The sequence below is a fragment of the Saccharopolyspora hattusasensis genome, assembly GCF_050972075.1.
Taxonomy (GTDB): domain Bacteria; phylum Actinomycetota; class Actinomycetes; order Mycobacteriales; family Pseudonocardiaceae; genus Saccharopolyspora; species Saccharopolyspora hattusasensis.
This window is the reverse complement of the sequence record NZ_JBPCDC010000001.1, coordinates 6,660,271-6,683,393: the sequence shown is the minus strand read 5'-3', so window position 1 is coordinate 6,683,393 and position 23,123 is coordinate 6,660,271. Positions and strand designations below refer to the sequence as shown.

Here is a 23,123-nt window from a genome sequence, read left to right as displayed (position 1 = left end):
GCGATGAGGCCGACGATGAGCGGCTTCCGGGCCAGCCGCGCGGTCAGCACGGTGATCACCGGGCCGCCGACGATCATGCTTTGCGCGCAGGCCGTCACCAGCAGACCGCCGCGGAAAGCGGCATGACAGGTCGGTGGCGACGTCCGGAAGGATGCCCGCGATCACGAATTCGCCGGTCGTGAAGCTGAAAACGACCAGCATCAGGAGAGAACGGGTAACGGCACGACACCTCACTGGCTCGAACTCAGATGATGTGAATTAGAACTACCGCAGTTCAAATCATCGCCGCTAGAATCGGAACATGGCGAGGGATCCGTCGGCGAGCAGCCAGATCGACCTGGACGTGCGCAGGCTGGTGCACCAGTTCGCGCAGACCCTCGACGTCCACGTGCGCCGCGTCGCCGAGGAACTGGGCCGCACCGCGTCGCAGGTCGTCGCGCTCCGCGAGCTGTCCGAGCCGATCACCGCCCGCGAACTGGCCACCAGGATGTCCTGCGAGGCCTCCAACGCGACGTTTGTGCTAGACAAGCTCGAACAGCAGGGCCTCATCGAGCGCAAGCCGCACCCGACGGACCGGCGTGCCAAGCAGATCGTGCTGACCCCGAGCGGTCGGCGCAGCCGGGCCACCGTGCTCAAGCACCTGAGCGCCCGGTCCCCGCTGATCCCGCTCACCAAAGCCCAGCAGGAAACCCTGCGCGATCTGCTGCAAGCCCTCGTCACGCCACACTAAGCGCCTGTCTCGCAGACTCGCTGTCCAATGTGGACTTGTGTGGACGTCCCGCCGTGCGGCCTACCTGCGAAGTGACAGTGATCATATTCAACCGGGAAATTAGAGTGCGCGGTCAACCGGACCGTCGTAGGCGGAGTACAGAGGTTCATGACGGACACCGCACCCCTCGTCCACCTCGCAACCGCCCCGCCTCCTCCAACACGCTGACCCCGACGGAGTCCCGATGAGTACCACCACCTTCGTTCCCACCACTGCTGCCGGCTCCGACCGCCGCGCGGTGTCGAACCAGGCGGTCCTGTTCCTGCTGTGGGCGGCGTTCTTCGCCTGCTACGCGTGGATCTCGCTGGCGCGCTACGCCGGGTACGCGTCCATGTCGTTCGACCTGGGGATCTTCGAGCAGGTCGTGCGGTCCTACGCAGAGGGCCGGACGCCGGTGGCAGACCTGCTGGGACCCGGGTTCGTCATCTTCGGCGACCACTTCAGCCCCGCGCTGGCGCTGCTCGCGCCGCTCTACTTCCTGTTCCCCTCCGCGCAGACGCTGCTCGTCGCGCAGGCTGCCCTGTTCGCGCTCTCGATCGTTCCGGTGACCAGAGCCGCAACGCGGTTGCTCGGCGACACCAGGGGGCGGTCCGTGGGCGTGGCCTACGGCTTGGCCTGGGGAGTGCAACGGGCCGTTGACTTCGACTTCCACGAGATCTGCTTCGCGGTCCCGCTCGTCGCGTTCGCGCTCGAAGCGGCGCTGTCGCAGCGGTGGTGGCGCGCCCTCCTCCTGACCGCACCGCTGGTGCTGGTCAAGGATGACCTCGCGCTCACCGGCGCCGCCATCGCGCTCGTGCTCGCGTGGCTCGCCAGGCAGCACGACAAGCGGTTCGCCCGGGTCGCCGTGGTGAGCGCCGTGCTGTTCGTCGTCGCCTGGTTCTGCATCACCCTGCTGGTCATCCCGTCGTTCAACGCGACAGGCGAATACCGTTACTGGGACAAGATCTCCGGCGACGTGGGGTTCCCCGCCTCGCTGCTGGAAGGCTGGGACGAGAAGTTCAGCACCGCGCTGTGGCTCCTGATCCCGACGACGGGGCTGCTCGCGCTCCGGTCGCCGGTGCTGCTGGCCGTTCTCCCGACGCTCGGCTGGCGGTTCGCCTCCCTCGAGGAGCACTACTGGAGCGCGGACTGGCACTACAACGCGGTGCTGATGCCGATCCTCACCTTTGCGATGGTCGACGCGATCGTCCGGGTGCGCGCGACCCGCCTGTCCTGGTTGCGGGGCTACGCGTCGCACCTGCCGGGGCTCGTCCTGGCGGCGGCGGTCGCACTGACCGTCACGCTTCCGATCGGCAAGCAGCTCCAGAACGGCAGCGACCGCTTCCAGCAGGACCCCGAGGCCGCGTCGAGGGTGCTCGCGATGATCCCGGATGGCGCGACGGTCGTAGCCAACAATTCGACGATCGCGCACCTCACCGGGCGATGCCGGGTCTTCTGGCCCGGCAACACCTACGGGATCGTCCCGGACTACGTCGCCATCTACGAGCCGGACAAGACGGCCGCGGACGTGCGCGAGGAAGCAGCCGAGTGGACCCCGGGAACCACGTACCAAGTCCTGCTGGAGGACTCGGGATTCTGGGCCCTGGGCCGCACCACCTGAGTTCAGCGGAGCGTGTTCAGGTCGACCGCACCCGCGGCGGTGCAAGCTGCAAAGGCGCGCCAAACGCCCTCGGCGCTTCAAAAAGGAGAATAGGAGTTCAGCCGGGTTCGGTGGCGGTCTCGCGCCGCGACGGCTCGCGCGCGTCGGTCGGCTCGTGCGTCTCGATGTGCCGCTTCGCCCAGGAGTAGTCGGGTTTACCGCTGGGCGAGCGGGTGACCTCGTCAACCAGCCACAGGCGGCGCGGCACCTTGTAGCCGGCGATCCATTCCCGGACGTGCGCGTCGAGGTCGGCGAGTCCCGGGGCCGAGCCCGCCCGAGGTTGCACGACGGCCGCGACCCGCTGGCCGAGGCGCTCGTCGGGCACCCCGACAACCAGCGCGTCGAACACGTCCGGGTGCGACTTGAGCGCGGCCTCGACCTCCTCCGGGAAGACCTTCTCGCCGCCGGTGTTGATCGACACCGAGCCGCGGCCCAGCATCGTGACGGTGCCGTCGTCCTCGATCCGCGCGTAGTCGCCCGGCGCGACGTAGCGCTTGCCGTCGATCTCCCGGAACACCGAGCGGGACTTCTCCGCGTCCTTGTAGTAGCCCAGCGGCACGTGCCCGGTGCGCGCCAGCCACCCGATCTCGCCGGGCGGCGCGAAGCTGCCGTCGTCCCGGATCACTGTGGTGGAGGCGTCCGCGTTGACCCTCGGCCCGCCGGTCTGCGCGTTGTCGCGGCCGATGACGCCGATTCCGCTGAACCCGGTCTCCGACGAGCCGATCGAGTCGGTGATCACCACGTTGGGCAGGGCGTCGAGGTATTGGCGCTGCACCGACGGCGAGAAGAGCGCGGCGCTGCTGGAGACCGCGACCAGCGACGAGGCGTCGTAGCCGCCCTCGTGGAAGGCCTCGATGAGCGGCCTGGCCATCGCGTCGCCCACGATCGCCAGCACGTCGACCCGCTCCCGCTCGATCGCGCGCCACACCTCGTGCGCGTCGAACTGCGGCATGAAAACCACGGTGCTGCACGCGAAGAGGTTGCCGAAGCTCGCCCACTGCCCGGCGCCGTGGATGAACGGTGCGGCGGGCAGCCTGATCAGGCCACCACTTTCGGCACCGGCGCGAGCCTGCTGCCACTCGTCGCGCATCGTTTCGCCGGTCATGAAGTCGATGCCGCCGCCGAGCACCCGCCACACGTCCTCGTGGCGCCATATCACGCCCTTGGGCATGCCGGTGGTACCGCCCGTGTAGAGCAGGTAGAGGTCGTCGGCGCTGCGCTCCGGGAAGTCCCGTTCGGCGGATTGACCGGCCAAGACCGACTCGTACTCGACGCCGCCGTACCCGGTGCAATCGGCGTCGGTGCCGTCTTCGATGACGAGAACCTCGCTCAGTTGCGGGAAATCCGGCCGGACCTTGGCCACGTGGTCGCTGTAGCGGCGTTCGTGCACCAGCGCGGCGAGGTCGGCGTTGTCGAAGATGTAGCGCAATTCGTTCGGCACGTAGCGGAAGTTGATGTTGATGGGCACCGCGCGGACCTTGTAGGCCGCCAGCATGGTCTCCAGCGCCTCGATGGAGTTGCGCGAGTAGACCCCGATGTGCGAGCCCGGCCCGAGCCCGCGGGCTGTGAAGTAGTGCGCCAGCCGGTTGGCCCGCTGGTCCAGCTGCGCGAATGTCAGGCGACGGTCGCCGCAGACCACGGCGACGCGATCGGGTACCAGATCGACGGCGTGCTCGAAGAGATCTGCGATGTTGTATGCCACCCCGTGAAACTAGAACGTGTTATCGTCCTCGGCAAGAACCCGAAAAGCCGAACCACAACTCGCGTCGGTGACGGTCGGTCGCGGCGCAGCGCCGGCGAAGTCGTTTTTCCTGCCGCAGATCCCGCGACGCAAGCAGCGTTCTCCACCCAGTGGAAGGGTTTCCATGACGTCGACAACCGAGGTCGTCGAGCAACCGCACTGCCTGGTCGAACGGCGCGGCGCGGTGCTCGTGGTGACGATGAACCGACCCGAGGTCCGCAACGCTCTGTCCGGGCCGATGCTGGAGATCATGCGGCAGGCCTGGGACGAGGTGGACCGCAACGACGACATCCGGGCGTGCGTGCTGACGGGCGCGGGCGGCGCGTTCTGCGCCGGCGCGGACCTGAAGGCGATGACGCAGGCCCACCCCGGCGACACCGCGCGCGGTATGGACCTGTCCGTGATCGAGCCCCTGCTCAAGGGCCGCCGCCTCACGAAACCGCTGATCGCGGCGGTGGAGGGGCCCGCGGTGGCGGGCGGCACGGAGATTCTGCAGGCAACCGACATCCGGGTGGCGGGCGAGAGCGCGCGGTTCGGCGTGTCGGAGGCCCGGTGGGGCCTGTTCCCACTGGGCGGCTCGGCGGTCCGGCTGCCGCGCCAGATCCCCTACACCGTCGCGGCCGACATCCTGCTGACCGGCAGGCACATCCTCGCACCGGAAGCGAAGGACCTCGGCCTGATCGGCCACGTGGTTCCCGACGGCCAAGCCCTAGCCAAAGCCCTGGAGCTGGCGGATCTGATCGCCACCAACGGCCCCCTCGCGGTGCGGGCGATCCTCCGGACGATGCGGGAAACCGAGGGTATGCCGGAGAACGAGGCGTTCACCGTGGACGCTCGCTTGGGCATGGAGGTCTTCTCCAGCGAGGACGCCAAGGAAGGGCCCCGCGCCTTCGCCGAGAAGCGCAAACCGAACTTCCGGGGCAAGTAGGACCGACAACGCCACGCTCGCCCTCGGCGGCCACCGCCCCCCTCCCCGGACGCGCCTAACTCACCCACGGAAGAAGCAGAAGAGCCCGAAATTGCGGGAGATCTCGCCGGATCGGGCGTACTCCCGCCGATCAGGTGTACTGCACCTGGACTTCCTTGATGCCGTTGAGCCAGCCGGAGCGGAGGCGGCGGGGTTCGCCGATCCGCTTGATGTCCGGCATGTGGTCGGCGATCGCGTTGAAGATCAGGTCAATCTCCAGGCGGGCCAGGTTCGCGCCGAGGCAGTAGTGCGCGCCGGTGCCGCCGAACCCGACGTGCGGGTTCGGGTCGCGGGTGATGTCGAAGCGCTCCGGCTCGGCGAAGACCTCCGGGTCGAAGTTCGCGGAGCTGTAGAACATGCCGACCCGCTGTCCCCGCTTGATCTCGACGCCGCCGAGTTCGACGTCCTCCGTCGCGGTGCGCTGGAAGGCCACCACCGGAGTCGCCCACCGGACGATCTCGTCGGCCGTCGTCGCCGGGCGCTGCTCCTTGTAGAGCTCCCACTGCTCCGGGTTGTCCAGGAACGCGAGCATTCCGTGGGTGATGGCATTGCGGGTGGTCTCGTTGCCCGCCACCGCCAGCAGGATCACGAAGAACCCGAACTCGTCCGCGGTCAGCGCGCTGCCGTCGATGTCGGCCTGGACCAGCTTGGTCACGATGTCGTCCATCGGACAGCCGCGGCGCTCCTCGGCCATGTTGGTGAAGTAGCCGAGCATCTCGGCAGCGGCGACCTCCGGCTGGATGTCGTACTCCGGGTCGTCGTAGCCGACCATCTGGTTCGACCAGTCGAAGATCTCCTTGCGGTGCTCTTGCGGGAGCCCGAGCAGTTCCGCGATCGCCTGCAGCGGCAGCTCGCAGGCCACGTCGGTGACGAAGTCGCCGCTGCCGCGCTCGCGGGCCTCGGTGGCGATCCGCTGGGCCCGGCCCCGCAGCGCCGATTCCAGGCTGTTGATGGCCCGCGGGGTGAAGCCGCGCTGCACGATCTTGCGCAGCTTGGTGTGCTGCGGCGGGTCGATGTTGAGCATGATGAAGCGCTGCAGCTCGATCTGCTCGCGGGTCATGCTCTCGTTGAACCGGATGACGGCGGTGTTCTCCCAGCTGGAGAACACGGCGCTGCGCCGGGATACCTCTTTGACGTCGGCGTGCCGGCTGATCACCCAGTAGCCGCCGTCGTCGAACCCACTTCGACGGTCGGGCTGCCGGTTCCACCACAGTGGCGCGGTGCTGCGCAGCTCGGCGAACTCGGCCAGCGGCAGCCGTTCGGCGAGCAGGTCGGGATCGGTGAAGTCGAAGCCCTCCGGAATGCGCGGTGCGACCACGGCAACCTCCTACAGCGACGCGTTATCCGACCGGTTAAATGAAACGAGTTCTAAACAAGAGAACCACACTTCCAAGGTTCAGTAAACCCCTGTAACTATCGTTGCATCGAGTGAGCGCCAACACGTTCGATCAAACTTGATTGGCACGCTTGCACGATAAGTAGCACATGTTCTATTTTTGGCCCGTGCCCGGGAATAGATCCGTGAGTGGTTTTGGGCGCCATGGCAACCAAAACCACTCACGGCCACTGGCCCGCACCAAGGGCGGGATCCGGGTTCGGGCCTGGAAGGTGCGGGCCTCACCGCTGCGGTGGTCGTGGCCGGTCACGTACCAACGTCCGGAGTGGAAGACCAACCCGTGCGGGTCGAACTGCGCTCGCTGTCGACCCCCTTCCAGGACAAGTAGCGCAGCCGCACCCGACGGCGATGCCGCGCCGCCTCGGCCAGGGTCAGCACCGCCGCTGTCGCCTGAGCCGCACCCTCCCGCGTCCCCATGGTGAAGCCGAGCATCTCCTGCAACGACTGGATGCGGTCGCGCAGTGCGGGCGGGAGGACGCGCTGCACCTTGGCGAGCACGGACTCGGCCGCCGGCCCGGGCAGGCCGAGGCGCCGACCGGTCAGCAGGCCGAGCACCACCGCGGTGGCCTCGTCGCCGGTGAGCATCAGCGGCGGCAGCTTGTACCCGGGCATCAGCCGGTATCCGCCGTAGCGGCGTGGCTGCACTCCGGCTTGCCACACCAGGTCGGGTCACCCAGCCGGTCACGTGCACGAACTGCCAGTGCCGCTTGGCCGTCCGGTCCGCATCGGTCCCGGCAACCACCGCACCACGGTAGACGCGCAATGCGGATCCGCGCAGGCGCAGCTGCGGGCCCGCAAAGCCGGGCTCGACCCCCTCTTCGCCCAATCCGCGCGGACATGGTGGCGCGGTTCGAGTTCGAAGTGGACACCAGTCGCGCGAACGAGGTTTGGGAGCGGGAAGTCGCGGATAATCTCGCACGGAAGAAGGCGGAGCGCTGATGTCCTGGGCCAAAAGCACCGGATCTCGCCGACCAGCCGCAGACGTTGGCCAGGGTGCGCGAAGCACGGCCGCCGACCGGGACGACTACCTGCGCTCGGGGCTGTGCCCGATCCGGTGCGGGCATTGCGGAGCCGGGGTGCTGGTGGAGAAGAACAGCCCCCAGCACACCAGGCATCCACGACAGCTCTCACTGCTCTAGCTCGGGTCAACCTCGGCGACGTAAGTTGCCGAGTCAGGACACGTTCTTGCACGTTTCCTGACACGGTGTAGGACACAGCTCCTACGTGCGGCGCACCACCGGACAGCGGCGCCAACCCGAACTCCGCCGCGGCCTTGACAACCTGACCCCACCGCACGCCCGCGGCGAACCACGCGGTGTGCCGCTCGCCGTCGATCCGGACATCCGACATGCGTCCGGTCGTGATCAGCACTCCGCCCTCGACCTCAGCCGCGACACCGCGACCGGTGCTCAGCACCGCGACCGGGAGGTCGCGCGCCGCCGCGAACCCGATCGCGGCTGTCACGTCGACCGCGTCGACCGCGGCCACCACGACCTGCGGCCGGCGTTGGCCGAAGGTCTGGAACCCGGAGCGTTCCGTGTCGTAGTCGGCATCGCCCGGCAGGAATACTGGTCCTTGCACGAGGTCGGTCAGTGCGGCGAATTCGTTCGGAGCCATGCCGAGCACGCTAAACCGACTTGAGGACAGATCTTGTCCTAAAGGCGTGGGATTCTGGAGAACATGACGACGACGCTCCCCGCTCGGTTGCTCCGCTTGTTGTCGCTGTTGCAGGGTCGGCGGGAGTGGTCCGGGGCCGAACTCGCGGACCGGCTGGAGGTCACCGGCCGCACCGTGCGCCGCGATATCGACCGGCTTCGCGAACTCGGCTATCCCGTCGAAAGCACCACCGGCACCGCGGGCGGCTACCGGCTGACATCGGGCAAGAACCTGCCGCCGCTGCTGCTCGACGACGACGAGGCGGTCGCGGTGGCGGCCGGGCTGCTCACCGCAGCGAGCGGGAGCGTGTCCGGCATCGAGGAGAGCTCGATCCGCGCGCTGGCCAAGCTGGAGCAGGTGCTCCCGGCCCGGCTGCGCCGGGTGAGCGCCGTCGCGGGCGCAACGGTGCCCGTGCTGGTGCGCGAGGGACCGCAGGTCGACGCCGGGACGCTGGCGGTCGTCGCGGCGGCTTGCCGGGACCACGAAGTTCTGTCGTTCAACTACGAAAAGCGGGGCGGCGCAACGGAATCTCGCCGCGTCGAACCGGACAGCCTGGTCGCGGTGCGCGGCCTGTGGTACCTGATCGCCTTCGACCCCGAACGCGACGACTGGCGCACCTTCCGCGTCGACCGCCTGGACCAGCCGCTGGCCACGGGTCGCCGCTTCGACCCGCGACCGCTACCGGCCGAAAGCCCCGCCGACTACCTGCGCCGCTCGATCATCGATGCGCCCTACCAATACGCCGCTCGGGTCACGGTGCAGGCCTCCGCGGCAACCGTGCGTGAGCACCTGCACCCGTTGCTGCCGAGCAGGGTCACCGCGATCGACGACGGCAGCTGCACCGTCCAGCTCGGCGAGGACACGCTGCCCGCGATCATCCGCCGCATCCTCGAACTAGCGGTCCTGGACGCCGACTTCAGCATCGACGCCCCGGACGACCTGCGCGATCACCTGCGATCCCGACTCCGGGGATTGCTCGACGCCCTGCAGGGTTAAACCCAATGCCGGTCGTTTAAGTGATCTTGGCTGGTCGAGGTCGGTGTCCGGTCTTGCTGGGTGCGGTGATAACGACCGCGGAGCGGGATGGCCTGCTGTCCTGGCGCTGTTGGCGGTGGCGTCGCCTGAATCTGCGGATACCCCGGTCTTGCCCTCACCACGGCCCGAACCCGGGCGACCGAACTCCCGATCGTTGTCCTCGGTATCGGGCACGTTGAATGTGGTTCCCGTCCACCGCCGTCAATAACCAGTCCTGATACCACGCGCCGCGCGTGTCCGGTCGCGCGCGGGGCGTCGTCACCGCGCGCACCGCCGTTTCCATCGGACCTTCATTGCCGACCGGTAGGACTCGTGACGGAAACAGGCGCGAGACCAGCGTGACGTAGAAAATCAGCCGGGCGGGCATTGCGCGGATCCGCTGTATTGATCAATAACTCGATCGACCAATTCCCACAGGGAACGTTCGGGTCAGCACGCCGATGGCGGCCTGATCGGCCACGCTGACACCCGCGCCCGCGCACCTGCCCCGAGAACCACAAGTGCGCAGGCTACCGGCCACGCGACAATCTGAACGACCGGCATTGGGGTTAAACCGGGGTCGAGCGCGTCCGGGAAAACCGCAGCACCACGGCCCGTGACCACTGCGCGTGCCCGAATTTCCCCCGGGAAACCGACCGATTGCACCTTTTCTTCGACGCGATCTCGGCCGACGTGAACTCCTAGAGTACGAGGAGCGGGAGCGAACCATGAGCGTCGGCGTGTTCCGGGCCAAGTCAGCGCAATTCGGCGGCCAGGTCGCACTCCGACTCAGACCCCCGCAAGTCACCAGAATGGACGAATGCCCGCAAGGCGGCTGCCACGCCCCGGTGCCGAGGCAGGGCGGTGGCGGCCGGATCTGCATCAAGTGCGGCGCGTCCTGCTGACACCCGCATCGAGCGAAATCACCCAGACGCGCTGGCTCGCCTCACCAAACCGGATTCCAGCGAGGCGAGGGCACGGTCCGCAGCGACGGCGGGGTGGCGACCCCTGGTGGTCGCAGGGTGATCGGCCGCTGGTAGAGCCAGGCGTTGGGATTGCTCGCGGCGTGCTCGCGGTCGGCCACTGCGACGCGGCCGAAGTCTTCGCGCGCCGTAGGTGTGCAGGTAGCGGCGGGCGAACATCGCGACCCGCGCGCCGGAGGTGGCCACCCCGACCGGGTAGGACCAGCAGTTGTCCAGCCCCGCCGAGGTCGGCGCACCTGCCGCCGCCTGCACCTGCCCGAACCGGCTCCCGGACCACTTGTTGAACGCCCGGTAGCAGACCACGACCTTGGCCGTGCCGGAGCCCGGCACCGCCCAGCCGCTCCGGCACCGCTAGAGACGGCAGCCCCGCATCGGCCAGCGCCTTCCAAGTCGCCTCATCGAAACCGGTTCCATCGCTGTTGCGACCCGCGTCGCAGCACCTCGGCGGCCGGTTCTTGTACCGACTGCTGCGTTTTACCCGAAGGCGAACTCCATCCGACCAGCCTCAGCACCAGCAGATACTGAAACTTGTTCTAATAGGACCCGGCGGGTGCGCCGCGACGCAAGCAGCCGGATGCCGATGACAACGATGATGGCGGCGTTCAGGCGAGCGAACGACAACAGGTTCTACCGGAACTGCGCAGTTCAGAAGGTAGTATTCCGGCGGCACCGAACCGGACCAGACGGAGGACGCACGTGACGCAGGGATCGGCCACCGACCGCGAGCAGCACCCCCCGATCCCAGCGGATCTGCGCGAACTCGCCGAGCAGGCCACCGGGTTCATGCCGCCCGAGGAAGGACAGGCGCTTTACGAGGCCGCGCTGGAGCACCTCGGCACCGGTCTTGCGGTCGAGATCGGCACCTACTGCGGCAAATCCGCTATCTACCTCGGCGCAGCGGCCCGAAGCACCGGCGGCCGGATCGTCACCGTCGACCACCACCGGGGCTCCGAAGAGCACCAGCCCGGCTGGGAGTACCACGACCCGAACCTGGTCGACCCGGCCGTCGGGAAGCTGGACACGCTGGGCGAATTCCGGCGAACGATCGCGCGGGCCAGACTGGAGGACGAGGTGACCGCGATCGTCGGCCGCTCCGGCGCGGTCGCGGAGTTCTGGCGAACCCCGCTGTCGCTGCTGTTCATCGACGGCGGCCACACCGACGCGGCGGCCAACACCGACTACGAAGGCTGGGCGCACTGGGTGGCGCCGGGCGGTGCCCTGGTGATCCACGACGTCTTCCCGGACCCCAACGACGGAGGCCAGGCGCCGTACCGCATGTACTGCCGAGCCCTGGAAACGGGAGCGTTTCGCGAAACCCGAGTCGTCGGCTCCCTTCGAGTCCTGCAACGCACCACCGGAACCCCGGGCTCCTTCCCGTGAGATCCCGCGAATCAAATTGAACTCCTTCGGCGTGTCGGACCACGACACGCCGAAGGCCGTGGACGACCACCGCAAGTTCAATGGAAATCAGAGGTCTGATTTCCATTGAACTTGCGGACGGGATCCGTACGCGATCGGTCAGGCACCGGGGACGTACTCGAGTTCGCAGCAGGGAACGTTCTCGACCGGCAGGCCCGTCGGGAGCCTCTCACCTCGGAAGATGCCATTGCCCGGCGTCGCGCGGGACAGCGCATCCGCAGCTAGGACCACCGCGGCGCCGGTCCAGGTGGAGCGCTCCTCCGGCCAGCGCTTGCCGTCGGCGTATACCAGGCCCGTCCAGTACGAGCCGTCCGGGTCGCGCAGGTGCTGCATCGCCGCGAGCAGCTCGCGGGCGCGGTCGTGCTCGTCCAGCGCATCGAGGCTCAGCACCAGTTCGCAGGTTTCCGCGCCGGTGACCCACGGGTGGTCATCGACGCAGCGCACCCCCAACCCGTCGACCACGAAGTCCGACCAGCGGGCGAACAGTCGCTGTCGCGCAGCCTCGCCGCGCAGTGCACCGCCGAGGATCGGGTAGTACCAGTCCATCGAGTACCGGTGCTTCGGCGTGAACGCCTCGGGGTGGTGGCGCAACGCGTGCCCGAGCCGGCCCAGCGCCACCTCCCAGCCCGGCTGCGGCTGGTCCAGGTAGTCGGCCAGCGCGAGCGCGCAGCGCAGGCTGTGGTGGATGCTGGAGCATCCCGCCAGCAGCGCCTCGCCGGTCGGGATGCCGGACTCGCCCACCGCCCAGTCGATCTCGCCCCGCTCCCGCTGCGCGGTAAGCACGAATTCGATCGCGGCCCGCACCACCGGCCACATCCGCTCCGCGAACGCGTCGTCACCGCTGATCAGCAGGTAATGCCACACGCCGACGGCGGGGTACGCGCAGAAGTTGGTGTCCGCGCCGGCGTCCTCGATCCGCCCGTCACGCACCTGCAAGGGCCAGGACCCGTCCGCGCGCTGTGTTCCGCGCAGCCACTCGTAGGCGCACTCGGCCTCGGCGAGCAGACCTGCCGCGGCCATCGCCATCGCCGACTCGACATGGTCCCACGGGTCCACGTGCCCGCCCGGGAACCACGGCACCGCACCCGATGCCAACTGCGTCGCCGCGATGGCCTTGCCGGTCTGGACGGCCGCCTCGGCGGACAGCACGCCCGGGACCTCAGGCCCCGGCACGGGCCGCTCCCGGCTTGCCCAGGTAGACCGCGATGCTCTTGCCCATCACCGGGTTCAGCAGGCGCTCGGCGGTGCGGGTGATCCAGGGCCCCTTCATCAGGTCCCACACCAGCATCTGGTGGTAGGCCTTGGGCAGCGGGTGGTCGTCGTTGCCGGTGCCCACCGCGCACTTGAGCCACCAGTACGGCGAGTGCAGGGCGTGCGCGTAGTGGTGGAAGGCCGGGCGCAGGCCCGCGTCGCGGAGCTTGCCGATCAGCTCGTCGGCGGTGTAGATCCGCACGTGGCCGCCCTCGACCTGGTGGTACTCGTCCGACAGCGCCCAGCAGATCTTCTCCGGCCACCAGCGCGGCACCGTCACCACGACACGGCCGCCGGGCTTGACGACGCGCACCATCTCGCGCATCGCCTTCTCGTCCTCGGGGATGTGCTCCATGATCTCCGAGGCGATGACGCAGTCGAAGTGCTCGTCCGGGAACGGCAGCGCGAGCGCGTCACCCGAAACGGTCTGCGCGGCGGAGCCGTCGGGCACCTGGTTCTCGGCCTTCATCGCGGCGAACATCGCCGCCACGTTCTCCAGCTCCGCGACGTCCTGGTCGAAGGCGATCACGTCCGCCCCGCGCCGATAGAGTTCGAAAGCGTGCCGCCCCGCGCCGCAGCCCAGGTCCAGCACCCGCTGGCCCGGTCGCACGCCGAGCTTGTCGAAGTCCACCGTCAGCAAGTTGCTCCTTCCCCGGCGCGCGCCCTCCGCGCAATCGCCTCGGCGTAGCAGTCGACCGTCGCCGCTGCCACCGATTTCCAGCTGTACTTCGCCAAAACCCGCGCCCGGCCCGCCGCGCCGAGCCGCTGCCGCCGATCGTCCGAGTCGAGCAGTCCGGCCAGCGCCGCCGTCAGCGCTTCGGCATCGCCCGGCGGAACCAGGTCGGCACATTCGCCGTCCGGCCCGGCCACCTCCGGGATCGCTCCGGCCCGGCTGGCCACCAGCGGGGTCGCGCAGGCCATCGCCTCGACGGTCGGCAGCGAGAACCCCTCGTACAACGACGGCACGCAGGCCACCTCGCCAGAGCCGAGCAGCTCGGCCAGCGCTGCATCGCTGAGGCCGTTGACGGTGCGCACCACGTCGCCGATGGCCAGTTCCTCGATGCGCTGCTCGGTCGGGCCGCCGGGGGTCGGCTTCGCGACCAGCACCAGCTCCACGGTGCGTTCGGTGCGCAGCTTCGCGACCGCCTCCAGCAGCGTGCCGATGCCCTTCATCGGGGTGTCCGCGCTGGCCATCGCCACAATGCGGCCCGGCACACGGGGCGCGGTCGGCGGCTTGAAGACCTCAGCGTCCACGCCCAGCGGCACCACCCGAAGCTGCTGCGCGCCGACCCCGAAATCGCGGCGGATGTCGAGGGCCGACGACTCCGAAACGGTCAAAAGCTGCGGGATGCGGCGGGCCACCCGGCCCTGCATCCGGGTGAAGCCGTACCAGCGGCGCACGCCTAATCGCCGCCAGCCGGTGGCGCCGGCCAAGTCCACCCGGCGGTCGTGCGTGATGGGGTGGTGCACCGTCGCCACCAGTGGAATCCCGGCGCGCTGCAGGGACAGCAGCCCGTAGCCGAGGCACTGGTTGTCGTGCACCACGTCGAACTCGTGGGACCGGGCGCGCAGCAGCTTCGCCGCGCGCAGGCTGAAGGTCAGCGGCTCCGGGAACCCGGCGGTCCACATGGTGCCGACCTCCAGCAGGTCGACGGCGTCACGCAGTTCCCGCCAGTCCGGGGTGCGGAACGGGTCCGCCTCGTCGTAGAGGTCGAGGCTGTCCACGGCGGTCAGGTCGACCCCGGGATCCAGCTCCGGGTACGGCTTGCCGGAGAACACCTCGACGTGGTGCCCCAGTTCGGCCAGCCCCCGGCTGAGGTGGCGGACGTAGACGCCTTGCCCGCCGCAGTGCGGCTTGCTCCGGTACGACAGCAACGCGATCCGCACGGCTCACCTCACACAGCCCGCGCCCGGCGGGCTGGGTAGACTGGAACATGTTTCGATCGAACCACGTCGATCACCTTAACCCTCCAGGGTGGTGCGGCAACGAGCCGCGTGGCGACCAACACGCGGTTTTCGACCAACGAGTCTTCGAGGGGACCGACGCTGCATGGCAAGCACCTCGCGGAATGTGCTGCAAGCGCTCCGGGACGACGAGACCGGTTCCACGGCCCAGCACGAACGCCGCAAGCGGATCATCGACGCCACAATCGCACTGGCCACCAAGGGCGGCTACGACGCGGTCCAGATGCGCACCGTGGCGGAGAAGGCCGACGTGGCGCTGGGGACGCTGTACCGGTATTTCCCATCCAAGATCCACCTGCTGGTAACCGGCCTGGCCCGGGAGTTCGAGCGGGCCCAGGACAAGATGGACCGCGCCAAGAACCCCGGCGAAACGCCTTACGAGCGGGTCATGTTCGTGCTCAACCGCACCACCCGGACGCTGCAGCGCAACCCGCAGCTGACCGAGGCGATGACCCGCGCGTTCATGTTCGCCGACACCTCGGCGTCCGTCGAGGTGGACACCGTCGCGACGCTGGTGGAGCGGTTCTTCACCAACGCCATGACCCAGGACGAGCCCACCGACGAGGAGAAGGCGATCGCGCGCGTGATCGGCGACGTGTGGCTGTCCAACCTGGTCGCCTGGGTGACGCGCCGGGCGTCGGCCTCCGACCTCTCCAACCGCTTGGAGCTCACCGTCCGCCTCCTGCTGGCGTGAGCCGGCAATCGTGAATCTTTGGGTTGCTGCTCCAGAAGAATCACGACACCGGCGTACGGCCGCCGCAGGCTCAGCCCTCGCGCGGAACCGCGTAATCCACTACTCCGTCCGGCGCGGATGACGTCCGGATTCCACGGGTGACAAGGACATCCAGGTGCGCGTTGGTCTCGCCGACGGCGAGAACCTGGTTGGACGGGTCGAGGTCGAGCAGCTTGCGGTTGCGGTGGGTCCAGCCGAGCTTCCAAAACTGCATCTGCTGGGCCTGTTTCGGATGTGGTGGCGCCGTGATTGGTGAGGCGGGCTACTGCCTGGCTCGGCTACCGCGGCTGCCGTCCGTGACCAACCGCTAGCCGCAAGCTCGGCCCTTCAGGACCGAGAAGTTGACGGTTTGCGGCCCACTGCTCCTGCGATGCAGTGCTGCACCGGGTGGAGCGGGTTGAGCCGCGGGCCGGTCGGCCACCAGTCCGCGCAGAGCACCAGGCCTGGGTCGACGAGTTCTAAGCCCTGGAACATCGACTCGATCTCGGCGCGGGTGCGGAACACTCCTGTGCCCATCGGGCTGTACAGGAACGCCTGCTCCATCCGCCGGGCGAGTTCGCAGTATTCTTCGGCCCCCGGGTCGAGGAAGTGGCTGATGGCCACATAGGACCCGGGTGGCAGCGCGTCGATGTACTCCCGCATGATGTCGGCGGGTGGTCGCTCGCCGTCGTAGTGGTGCAGCGTGCCCAGTTGGAACAACGCGATCGGCTCGGAGAAGTCCAAGTGTCGGCCAACCACCTCGTCCTGGAGGATCTGCGCCGGTTCGAAGATGTCCGCCGGGCTGAAGTGGGTCTTCGAGTTCTCCTCCAGCAACGCGCGGCCGTGGGCGAGGACGACTGGGTCGTTGTCCACGTAGACCACCCGCGACTCGGGCTTGATCCGCTGGACCACCTGGTGGGTGTTCTCCGCGGTGGGCAGGCCGGATCCGCAGTCCAGGTACTGGGTGACACTGGTTTCCGCGGCGATGAACCGGCTGACCCTGATCAGGAACTGGCGGTTGTCCCACGCCAGCTGGGCAGCCTCGGGGGTGACCTCCTGGACGCGCCGGAAGACCTCCCGGTCAACCTCGTAGTTGTCCTTGCCACCGAGGAACGCGTCGTAGACGCGGGCGATGCTCGCCTTGTTCGTATCGATGTGGATGGGGATTTCGTCGTCGGACGCGGTCAGTTCGGCGGCCATGTGGTCCTCGCTACGGCGTGGGGTCGGGTGCTCGGGGATTGCATAGGGTACGAGCTTCGTTGCTCTGAGTAAACGTCTGGCGTGCTATCAATGTGAGAGCCGCAAGTCGATCTTGATCCGAACGGGTGGATCTGTCGGTGCGGCTGTTTCCGCGGTCGTGGTGCGAGAATCGGACGGCGGTAGATCGGGAGGTGCGACGATGGCTCGGGACGAAGATCCGGGATCCGCGGGCGGCGACGCGGCCGGGCCGGACGGCAGTCCGACGGCCCGGCGCATCATCCTCGGCGCGCAGCTGCGCCGGCTCCGGGAGGCCGCAGAGATCCCGCCCGCCGAGGCGGCCTACGCCATCCGCGGCTCGGAGTCCAAGATCAGCCGGATGGAGCTCGGCAAGGTCGGCTTCAAGGAACGCGACGTCGCGGACCTGCTCACGATGTACGGCGTGACGGACGCGGTCGAGCGGGCCCGCTTCCTCCAGCTGGTCTCGCAATCCAAGCAGCCCGGCTGGTGGAACCGGTACGCGGACACGATGCCGCACTGGTTCCAGGACTACATCGGACTCGAAGGCGTGGCAGCCCGGATCCAGACCTACGAGCTGCAGTTCGTGCCGGGCCTGCTGCAGACCACGGATTACGCGTTGGCCATCGCCAGTTCGGGGCACCCGAAGCTGGCCGACGACGAGACCCGGCACCGGGTCTCGCTGCGCATCAAGCGGCAGAAGCTGCTCGCGCGGCCGGGCGCGCCCAGGCTGTGGGCGGTCATCGACGAGTCCGTGCTGCACCGGCCGATCGGCGGCGCCGCCGTGCTCCGCGCACAGATCGACCACCTGCTGGAGATGTCCAAGCTGCCGAACATCGCGCTGCAGGTGGTGCCGTTCGCGCTCAGCGGGTACGCGGCGGAGGGTTCGTTCACCATGCTCCGCTTCGCCGAACCCGAATTGCCGGACGTGGTGTACCTGGAGCACCTGAGCGGGGCGCTGTACCTGGACAAGCTGGAAGAGATCGAGCGATACGGCCGTACGCTCGATCGGCTGATGGTGGACGCCCGGACTCCCGAGCAGACCCGCCAGTTGCTGCTGAAATTCCGCGCCACCATCTGAAGCTAGATCATTCGTGCTACTCACAGTGATCGCGCATGTGCGTAGCGCTGTGGTACCTTCCTCCGCAATGGCGTATGCAATTGCATGTGCAGTCGACCGAGGGAGATCCGATGAGTGGCCAGTTAGAGGTCCCGGTCGCCGCGCTGGGAGCCGTGACCTGGCGAAAGTCGCGCCACAGCGGGAAATGGGGCAACTGCGTCGAGATCGCGCCCCTGGCCGACGGAACCATCGCGCTGCGCCAATCGCGCCAATCGCGGGGAACCGCGCTGATCTATACCCGAGCCGAGTTGGCCGCGTTTCTGCGCGGCGTCAAGGACGGTGAGTTCGATGACCTCGTCAGCTGAGGGCCACGCCGACTCCTGCGCCCGCCTGCGCGCACTGGTGGACCGGGGATTCCGGTTGATGCCGCCGGTACGGGACTCCGACGGCGAGCTGATGGCGTTGATCTACGTGCGACCGCACGGCGCCATCGTCGACGTGGTCGAGCTCCGCGGCGAGGACGACGTGCGCGCCGCGCGGGTCTCCCGCGACCACCACCTCCGGGACGACGACGCGTACTGGCGCACGGCTGGCTCGGCGTGCGACGTCCTGGACCAGGTCCTTGCCCTCCCTGAACAACTCATCACGGTCCAAGCCTGACGCCGCCTTCAGCCGCTCAACTTGGCCAGGAGTTGCGTTGCCTGGTGGGCGAAGGACGGTTCTTCGGTGCGCGCCGCCCGGTCGAGGAGTTCGCGCGCCTGCTGGACTTCGCCGCGCCGGTAGCGGATCTCGCCGACCCGGAAGGCCGCCTCTGCGACGAGTTCCGCGTCCTCGGTGTTCGACAGCGTGTACTCGTAGTGCTGGATCGCCTCGGCGTATTCCTCGCACCAGTAGTGCATTTCCGCGAGGTGAGCGGCGGCGAGCGCGGCCTTCGGGTGTCCGAGGTCGATCAGCGCCAGGAACCACGGCTTCGCGTCGTCGAGGTTGCGGCGGCGCTTGGCGATCACCCCGAGGTTCATCGCGGCCTTCGCGGACAGCTCCGGGTCGTCGGAGTCCCACGCCCGCAAGCTCCACTCGCGGGCTTCCGAGTCGTTCCCGGCGTGGTAGGCCATCGACGCCAGCTCCAGCAGCGCTTCCCCCGCGTACCGGTCTTCCGGGGCGGATTCGATCAGCCGCAGGTAGGTCTGCCGGGCCTGGTCGAGATCGCCGTCCTGGCGCAGGGATTGCGCCAGCGGGTAGGTGGCCATCGGCGAGAACCGGTCGTCGTCGCTGCCCGCCGCTTCGCGGAACGCCTTGATCGCCCCGGCGGTGTCGCCCTCGTCGCGGCGCTTAGGCCCGAGCATCGCCTTCATCGCGGGGGTCAGGACGCCGTCCGGAGCGGGCATGAGTTCCTCGGCGGCGGCCGGGTCGTCGTCCTTCATCAGCTCGACCAGGCGGTATTTCGCGACCTCTGCGCTGTATTCGTCGCCGGTGGCCAGCACCCGCTCGTAGGCCTGCCGCGCGCCGGCCGGCTCGCCGCGCTTGTGCAGCACCTCGCCCAGCGCCAGCACCGCTTCCGGCGCGGGCTCCGGGGCACCGATCTCCACCGCGCACCGCAGGTAGATCAGCGCGGCGTCGTTGTCCTCGGCCTCGATGAACTCGGTGGCGGTCTCGTAGGCCCACTCCGCGACGTGGGCTTCCGGGACCACTTCGGCCAGTCTGCGCAGGGTGGTCGCCGCGCCGAGGTGGTCGCCGGCGGCGCGCTGCCCGTCGAGCACGACCCGCACGTTGTTCAGCGCGTCTTCGCCCAGGTCGTCGTCCGAGGCGTAGGACGCGGTCTTGACGAAAGCCGCGACCGCACCGGCCAAATCGTCCTCTTCGTACCGGATCAGGCCTAGCCCGAATTCGCCGCGCGCCGCGATGCTGGGCACGTCGCACCGGCTGACCCGTTCGAACTCGATCCGCGCCGCGTCCCGATCTCCTTGCGCCAGCAGCTGTTCGCCGGTAGAACGCGGAGACCGTCGTAGACGACGAAGCCTGCTCCGTTGTCCACATCGAGCAGCAGGACGTCGAAGCTGCCAGCCGGTTGTGCATCGTGCAGCTCGGCCACGTGCGCAATTTCGCGAGAAATTGACGTTCACCCAGGTGACGGTCAATTTCTCGCGAAATTGTCACCACCTGCACGAACGCACCGCGGCGATCACGAAGCGCAACGATGCGCCGTCACCCGGGGTGGGCGCAATTTCTCACGAAATTGCGCCCACCCCGGGTGACGGGGCCTGCTTCGGGCACGCTGGCGTTTCCGGGCTCGCGGTTGGTGCTGTCGGGGTTCGCGAGGGATGCCCGCCGATTTCCGGAAACTGGGAACCCGTCCGCGCGCGGCGTCGGAATGCCCTGGCACCCCGAGTTCCGCGGCCTGGCCGAACCAGTGGATGGCCTCGGCCGGGTCGTCGGCGCGTTCCCCGAGCAATCCCATCCCGATGATCGCCGTGCTCGGATCGGTCGATTTCGTCGACCGGCGCAGCAGTTCCAGCGACTCGTCGGCGGTCTCGCCGATCTGCCCGATGCGGTGGTGCAGTGCGACGCCAAACTGCTCGGGCGATTCGGCTGATTCCTCGGCCCGGTCCCAGATCACCTGCGCCTCCACCACGTCGCCGGCGACGTGGTGGAGCTGCCCGAGCAGCAGGCCCGCGTCCACGGCAGCGACGCCGGAACCTGCGGAGATGGCGTGCCGGCAAGCGGATTTCGCGCCCTCCCGGTCGTTGAGCCGGGACAGCAGTTGGGCCAGCAGCACGCCTGCCAACGCGTTGGTCTCCGGCTCGTCCGCTGAACTCGCGCGGCGGTACCAGGCCAGCGCCAGCGCGTTCTCCCGCTGCCGCTCGGCGAGTTCGCCGAGCGCTATATGGGCCTTCGGGACCAGCGCCGGATGACCGTGGTCGGCGACCATCCGGAAGAATTCCCGGGCCTCCGAGGCGTCGTCCTCCATCGCCCGGCCGAAGACGAGCCCGAGCTCGGAGCAGACCTGCAGGTCATCTCCGGATGCCCCGCCCAGGATCGGTGCCGCAGCCGCCGGTCCGGTCCACGCCGCGCACCAGAAGGCGGTGACGCGAGCCGAGCCGTAGTGCTCGCCGATCGCCGCCCGAGCGCCTTCGGTGTCGCCTTGCCTCATCAACCGGAATCCCCGTTGCTCGGCGGTTTCGGCGCCCATATGCTGGTACACGTACGGCGTGACGGCCGGTTCGTCGAACTCCAGCGCTCGCTCGTAGGCCGTTCTCGCCGCCCCCTCGTCCCCGGTGTCGCGCAGCATGTTGCCGAGTTCCAACGCGGCGGTCGCCTGCACACCTGGCACACCTGAGGCGATCAAGCGTTCGAAGGCGCGCCGCGCGGCTTCGCCTTGCTTGGCAAGCAGAACCGCGATGTTGGCGGTGGCGTGGGTACCCTCGATCCGGCCCCCGACCGACTCCGCGCGGCGGAACGCTTCGACGGCAGCGCCGACGTCACCCAGCTCCGCGCGGAGGTTGCCCAGCTTGAGTGCGCCATCGGCGGCGAAGCGCAGCACCGCCTGGGCGGCGGTCAGGTCGTCGGCGTCGAACAGCAGCGGGCCCAGCGAGATCGCGGCCAGCTGGGCGTAGATCGGGTGCCCGGAGTCGATCGCCCGCTGGTACATCGCACGGGCGCCGGCGGCGTCGTCGCGCTCGTCCAGCAGCGCGCCGAGCAGACAGTTCGCGTGCACGGCGCTGTCGAAGTCGCCGTCGGCGAGCACGGTGCGCAACTCCCGCTCGGCGGCGGCATGATCACCATTGATCCACAGCTGCCGGGCCTGGGTGACCCGCTGTTCCCAGAGTGACATGCCGCGCCTCCGATCAGGTGATCATCGATCGCGGCGAGGATATCGGTCCGCCACTCACAGTTCCGGTGAATCCCCTGTATCGGAGGCACGACGAAGATCACCCGTCCCGGCGGCAACCCGCGGAGCGGGTCGCAAGTCCCACTTGACTGGCCCCGGCTCGGGAGTCCGAAGTGGACATCCCTTCCGGCGCACAGAAATGGGAGCGGGTCGCCCGCGATGTGCGGACGACCCGCTCCCGTCGAAATTCCGGCACGAACCGGAAGTCAGCCGGCGAGCTGCTTGAGCCGTTCGAAGCCTTGCTGGTACTGGTTCAGGTCGGTGTTGCCGCCGATGCCGGCGACACTGCCCTGGTCGGTGTACTGCCAGAAGTCCCAGTCGTTGAAGCCGTTGGGCACCGCCGGGCTGTCCACGCCGTAGGACGCCAGCCACAGCGCGTGGCCACCGAAGGTGTCGGTGCCGCCCATGCACTGCCGCCAGAACGACGGGTTGGCGTAGATGATCGGATCCTTGCCCGTGCGCTCCTTGACCTTGTCGTTGAAGGTCTTGGTCCACAGGTGCATGTCGGCGACGGACAGGCCGTAGCAGCCGCCGCTGTTCGGGTCCACTTCCAGGTCCAGAACCGGGGGCAGGGTCTTGCCGTCGGCCTGGTAGTCGGCGATGTTCAGGAACCGCTCGGCCTGCACCTCCGCGGAGGACGAGCCGGGCCGCGCGAAGTGGTAGGCGCCCGCGATCAGGCCGGCGTTCTTGGCGCCGTGGTACTGCTCGCTGTAGCGGGGGTTGCTGAAGCCGGTGCCGTCGGTGGCCAGCACGAAGGTGAACTTCTTGCCGGCGGCCGCGACCTTGCTCCAGTCGATGGCGCCGTTGTGGTTGGACACGTCGATGCCCTCGACCGGCGGGCCCAGCGGGGCCTGCGGGACGGGCTGCGCCTGGGGCGCGGGGGCCTGCTGCGGGGCCGGGATCGGCTGCTCGGCCTGCGCCGGGGTCTGCTGCGGGGCCGGGATCGGCTGCCCGGCCTGCGCCGGGGCCTCCGGCGGGGCCGGGATCAGCTGCCCGGCCTGCGCCGGGGCCTGCTGCGCCTGGATCGGGGCTTCCATCGCGGCGTCATCGACCTTGGTCTGGTCCGAGCCTGCCACGGCGCTGCCGATCACCAGGCCCACCACGCCGACGGCGGCGATGGCGGCACCCGCCTGCATGGACCGCGTGCGCGGAGCCCGCCGAACGGACTCGGGGAGCTTCTCCACGTGCGGCGCAACCCTCTCCCGGAGACGCCGCACCACGGGTACTTCCTGAATCCGCTGCAGCAGCGGTGCCAGCCACCGCAGGACTCGCTGGATCAGGGGCGCGACCCGCTCGCCGACGCGGTGCGCCGTCGGCCGCACACGATCCACTGCCGTGCGCAGGGCCTGGTCGGCACGCAGCGCAGCGGAACGCAACCCGCGGTCAGTCGCCTCGTTCGGGGCCGAGGCGCGATCGTTGTTTTCGGGGGATCTTGTTTGGTCGGAGGATT

At 68.7% G+C, this 23,123-nt stretch carries 22 protein-coding genes and 2 pseudogenes; 10 read left to right on the top strand and 14 right to left on the bottom strand.

The annotated features are described in order from the left end of the window. The first annotated feature begins 301 nt into the window (after nucleotides 1-301). Entirely contained in the window at nucleotides 302-730 is a 429-nt protein-coding gene (locus ACRXBZ_RS32165; RefSeq protein WP_433882241.1) for a MarR family winged helix-turn-helix transcriptional regulator, read from the top strand. 223 nt (nucleotides 731-953) lie between these two features. Beyond that, nucleotides 954-2,369 (top strand): DUF2079 domain-containing protein, encoded by a 1,416-nt coding sequence (locus ACRXBZ_RS32160; RefSeq protein ID WP_433882240.1) that lies wholly within the window; start codon nucleotides 954-956, stop codon nucleotides 2,367-2,369. A 97-nt stretch (nucleotides 2,370-2,466) separates the two neighbouring features. Here ACRXBZ_RS32160 and ACRXBZ_RS32155 read toward each other — a convergent pair whose 3' ends face one another. Next, nucleotides 2,467-4,110 (bottom strand): acyl-CoA synthetase, encoded by a 1,644-nt coding sequence (locus ACRXBZ_RS32155; protein ID WP_433882239.1) that lies wholly within the window; start codon nucleotides 4,108-4,110, stop codon nucleotides 2,467-2,469. A 163-nt stretch (nucleotides 4,111-4,273) separates the two neighbouring features. Between ACRXBZ_RS32155 and ACRXBZ_RS32150 the strand changes: the two genes are divergently transcribed. Beyond that, nucleotides 4,274-5,077, top strand: coding sequence for a crotonase/enoyl-CoA hydratase family protein (locus ACRXBZ_RS32150; protein WP_433882238.1), 804 nt, complete (start codon nucleotides 4,274-4,276; stop codon nucleotides 5,075-5,077). Nucleotides 5,078-5,207: 130 nt separating this feature from the next. Here ACRXBZ_RS32150 and ACRXBZ_RS32145 read toward each other — a convergent pair whose 3' ends face one another. The 3 genes from ACRXBZ_RS32145 to ACRXBZ_RS32135 form a co-directional block, all read right to left on the bottom strand. Continuing rightward, on the bottom strand, nucleotides 5,208-6,434 hold the full coding sequence (locus tag ACRXBZ_RS32145; protein WP_433882237.1) for a cytochrome P450: 1,227 nt from the start codon (nucleotides 6,432-6,434) through the stop codon (nucleotides 5,208-5,210). 172 nt (nucleotides 6,435-6,606) lie between these two features. After that, a complete protein-coding gene (locus ACRXBZ_RS32140) occupies nucleotides 6,607-6,789 on the bottom strand; it encodes a WYL domain-containing protein (protein ID WP_433882236.1) in 183 nt (60 codons plus the stop codon). Then, nucleotides 6,759-7,172 (bottom strand): helix-turn-helix transcriptional regulator, encoded by a 414-nt coding sequence (locus tag ACRXBZ_RS32135; RefSeq protein WP_433882235.1) that lies wholly within the window; start codon nucleotides 7,170-7,172, stop codon nucleotides 6,759-6,761. The genes ACRXBZ_RS32140 and ACRXBZ_RS32135 overlap by 31 nt, the downstream gene beginning before the upstream one ends. 278 nt (nucleotides 7,173-7,450) lie before the next feature. Here ACRXBZ_RS32135 and ACRXBZ_RS32130 point away from each other — a divergent pair, with 278 nt between their 5' ends. Then, nucleotides 7,451-7,651 (top strand): hypothetical protein, encoded by a 201-nt coding sequence (locus ACRXBZ_RS32130; protein WP_433884167.1) that lies wholly within the window; start codon nucleotides 7,451-7,453, stop codon nucleotides 7,649-7,651. A 130-nt stretch (nucleotides 7,652-7,781) separates the two neighbouring features. Here the strand turns inward: ACRXBZ_RS32130 and ACRXBZ_RS32125 are convergent. Further along, nucleotides 7,782-8,129: pseudogene (locus ACRXBZ_RS32125) on the bottom strand (FAD-binding protein); the annotation flags it as partial. A gap of 63 nt (nucleotides 8,130-8,192) precedes the next feature. On the opposite strand from ACRXBZ_RS32125, the gene ACRXBZ_RS32120 reads away from it, so the two are divergent. Then, on the top strand, nucleotides 8,193-9,164 hold the full coding sequence (locus ACRXBZ_RS32120) for a helix-turn-helix transcriptional regulator (RefSeq protein ID WP_433882234.1): 972 nt from the start codon (nucleotides 8,193-8,195) through the stop codon (nucleotides 9,162-9,164). Nucleotides 9,165-10,200: 1,036 nt separating this feature from the next. Here ACRXBZ_RS32120 and ACRXBZ_RS32115 read toward each other — a convergent pair. Then, nucleotides 10,201-10,486 (bottom strand): annotated as a pseudogene (locus ACRXBZ_RS32115) (lipid-transfer protein); the annotation flags it as partial. Nucleotides 10,487-10,861: 375 nt separating this feature from the next. On the opposite strand from ACRXBZ_RS32115, the gene ACRXBZ_RS32110 reads away from it, so the two are divergent. After that, a complete protein-coding gene (locus tag ACRXBZ_RS32110) occupies nucleotides 10,862-11,545 on the top strand; it encodes a class I SAM-dependent methyltransferase (RefSeq protein WP_433882233.1) in 684 nt (227 codons plus the stop codon). Nucleotides 11,546-11,683: 138 nt separating this feature from the next. On the opposite strand, the gene ACRXBZ_RS32105 is transcribed toward ACRXBZ_RS32110, so the two are convergent. From ACRXBZ_RS32105 to ACRXBZ_RS32095, 3 genes are read right to left on the bottom strand one after another with little or no spacing between them, the layout of a single operon-like run. Further along, the gene (locus ACRXBZ_RS32105; RefSeq protein ID WP_433882232.1) at nucleotides 11,684-12,757 is read right to left on the bottom strand and encodes a prenyltransferase; all 1,074 of its coding nucleotides are present in this window, start codon (nucleotides 12,755-12,757) and stop codon (nucleotides 11,684-11,686) included. Beyond that, entirely contained in the window at nucleotides 12,744-13,466 is a 723-nt protein-coding gene (locus ACRXBZ_RS32100; protein ID WP_433884039.1) for a class I SAM-dependent methyltransferase, read from the bottom strand. Before ACRXBZ_RS32100 ends, ACRXBZ_RS32105 begins: the two co-directional genes overlap by 14 nt. 2 nt (nucleotides 13,467-13,468) lie before the next feature. Further along, a complete protein-coding gene (locus ACRXBZ_RS32095) occupies nucleotides 13,469-14,722 on the bottom strand; it encodes a glycosyltransferase family 4 protein (protein WP_433882231.1) in 1,254 nt (417 codons plus the stop codon). A 163-nt stretch (nucleotides 14,723-14,885) separates the two neighbouring features. On the opposite strand from ACRXBZ_RS32095, the gene kstR reads away from it, so the two are divergent. Beyond that, on the top strand, nucleotides 14,886-15,494 hold the full coding sequence (kstR, locus tag ACRXBZ_RS32090; protein ID WP_433882230.1) for a cholesterol catabolism transcriptional regulator KstR: 609 nt from the start codon (nucleotides 14,886-14,888) through the stop codon (nucleotides 15,492-15,494). 70 nt (nucleotides 15,495-15,564) lie between these two features. Here the strand turns inward: kstR and ACRXBZ_RS32085 are convergent, their stop codons facing one another. Together ACRXBZ_RS32085 and ACRXBZ_RS32080 are read right to left on the bottom strand one after the other, a co-directional pair. Beyond that, complete coding sequence (locus tag ACRXBZ_RS32085; RefSeq protein WP_433882229.1) at nucleotides 15,565-15,747, bottom strand: hypothetical protein; 183 nt, start codon at nucleotides 15,745-15,747, stop codon at nucleotides 15,565-15,567. 113 nt (nucleotides 15,748-15,860) lie between these two features. Continuing rightward, on the bottom strand, nucleotides 15,861-16,712 hold the full coding sequence (locus ACRXBZ_RS32080) for an SAM-dependent methyltransferase (RefSeq protein ID WP_433882228.1): 852 nt from the start codon (nucleotides 16,710-16,712) through the stop codon (nucleotides 15,861-15,863). Nucleotides 16,713-16,911: 199 nt separating this feature from the next. On the opposite strand from ACRXBZ_RS32080, the gene ACRXBZ_RS32075 reads away from it, so the two are divergent. The 3 genes from ACRXBZ_RS32075 (at nucleotide 16,912) to ACRXBZ_RS32065 (ending at nucleotide 18,447) form a co-directional block, all read left to right on the top strand. After that, nucleotides 16,912-17,808, top strand: a complete 897-nt coding sequence (locus tag ACRXBZ_RS32075; RefSeq protein WP_433882227.1) for a Sco1979 family transcriptional regulator — start codon at nucleotides 16,912-16,914, stop codon at nucleotides 17,806-17,808. A 110-nt stretch (nucleotides 17,809-17,918) separates the two neighbouring features. After that, on the top strand, nucleotides 17,919-18,152 hold the full coding sequence (locus tag ACRXBZ_RS32070; RefSeq protein WP_168587545.1) for a DUF397 domain-containing protein: 234 nt from the start codon (nucleotides 17,919-17,921) through the stop codon (nucleotides 18,150-18,152). After that, nucleotides 18,136-18,447 (top strand): hypothetical protein, encoded by a 312-nt coding sequence (locus ACRXBZ_RS32065; RefSeq protein ID WP_168587544.1) that lies wholly within the window; start codon nucleotides 18,136-18,138, stop codon nucleotides 18,445-18,447. The genes ACRXBZ_RS32070 and ACRXBZ_RS32065 overlap by 17 nt, the downstream gene beginning before the upstream one ends. An 8-nt stretch (nucleotides 18,448-18,455) precedes the next feature. Here ACRXBZ_RS32065 and ACRXBZ_RS32060 read toward each other — a convergent pair whose 3' ends face one another. The 3 genes from ACRXBZ_RS32060 to ACRXBZ_RS32050 form a co-directional block, all read right to left on the bottom strand. Beyond that, the gene (locus ACRXBZ_RS32060) at nucleotides 18,456-19,697 is read right to left on the bottom strand and encodes a tetratricopeptide repeat protein (RefSeq protein WP_433882226.1); all 1,242 of its coding nucleotides are present in this window, start codon (nucleotides 19,695-19,697) and stop codon (nucleotides 18,456-18,458) included. 269 nt (nucleotides 19,698-19,966) lie between these two features. Further along, a complete protein-coding gene (locus ACRXBZ_RS32055) occupies nucleotides 19,967-21,616 on the bottom strand; it encodes a tetratricopeptide repeat protein (protein WP_433882225.1) in 1,650 nt (549 codons plus the stop codon). Nucleotides 21,617-21,879: 263 nt separating this feature from the next. After that, entirely contained in the window at nucleotides 21,880-23,049 is a 1,170-nt protein-coding gene (locus ACRXBZ_RS32050) for a lysozyme (RefSeq protein WP_433882224.1), read from the bottom strand. Between the last annotated feature and the right edge of the window lie 74 nt (nucleotides 23,050-23,123).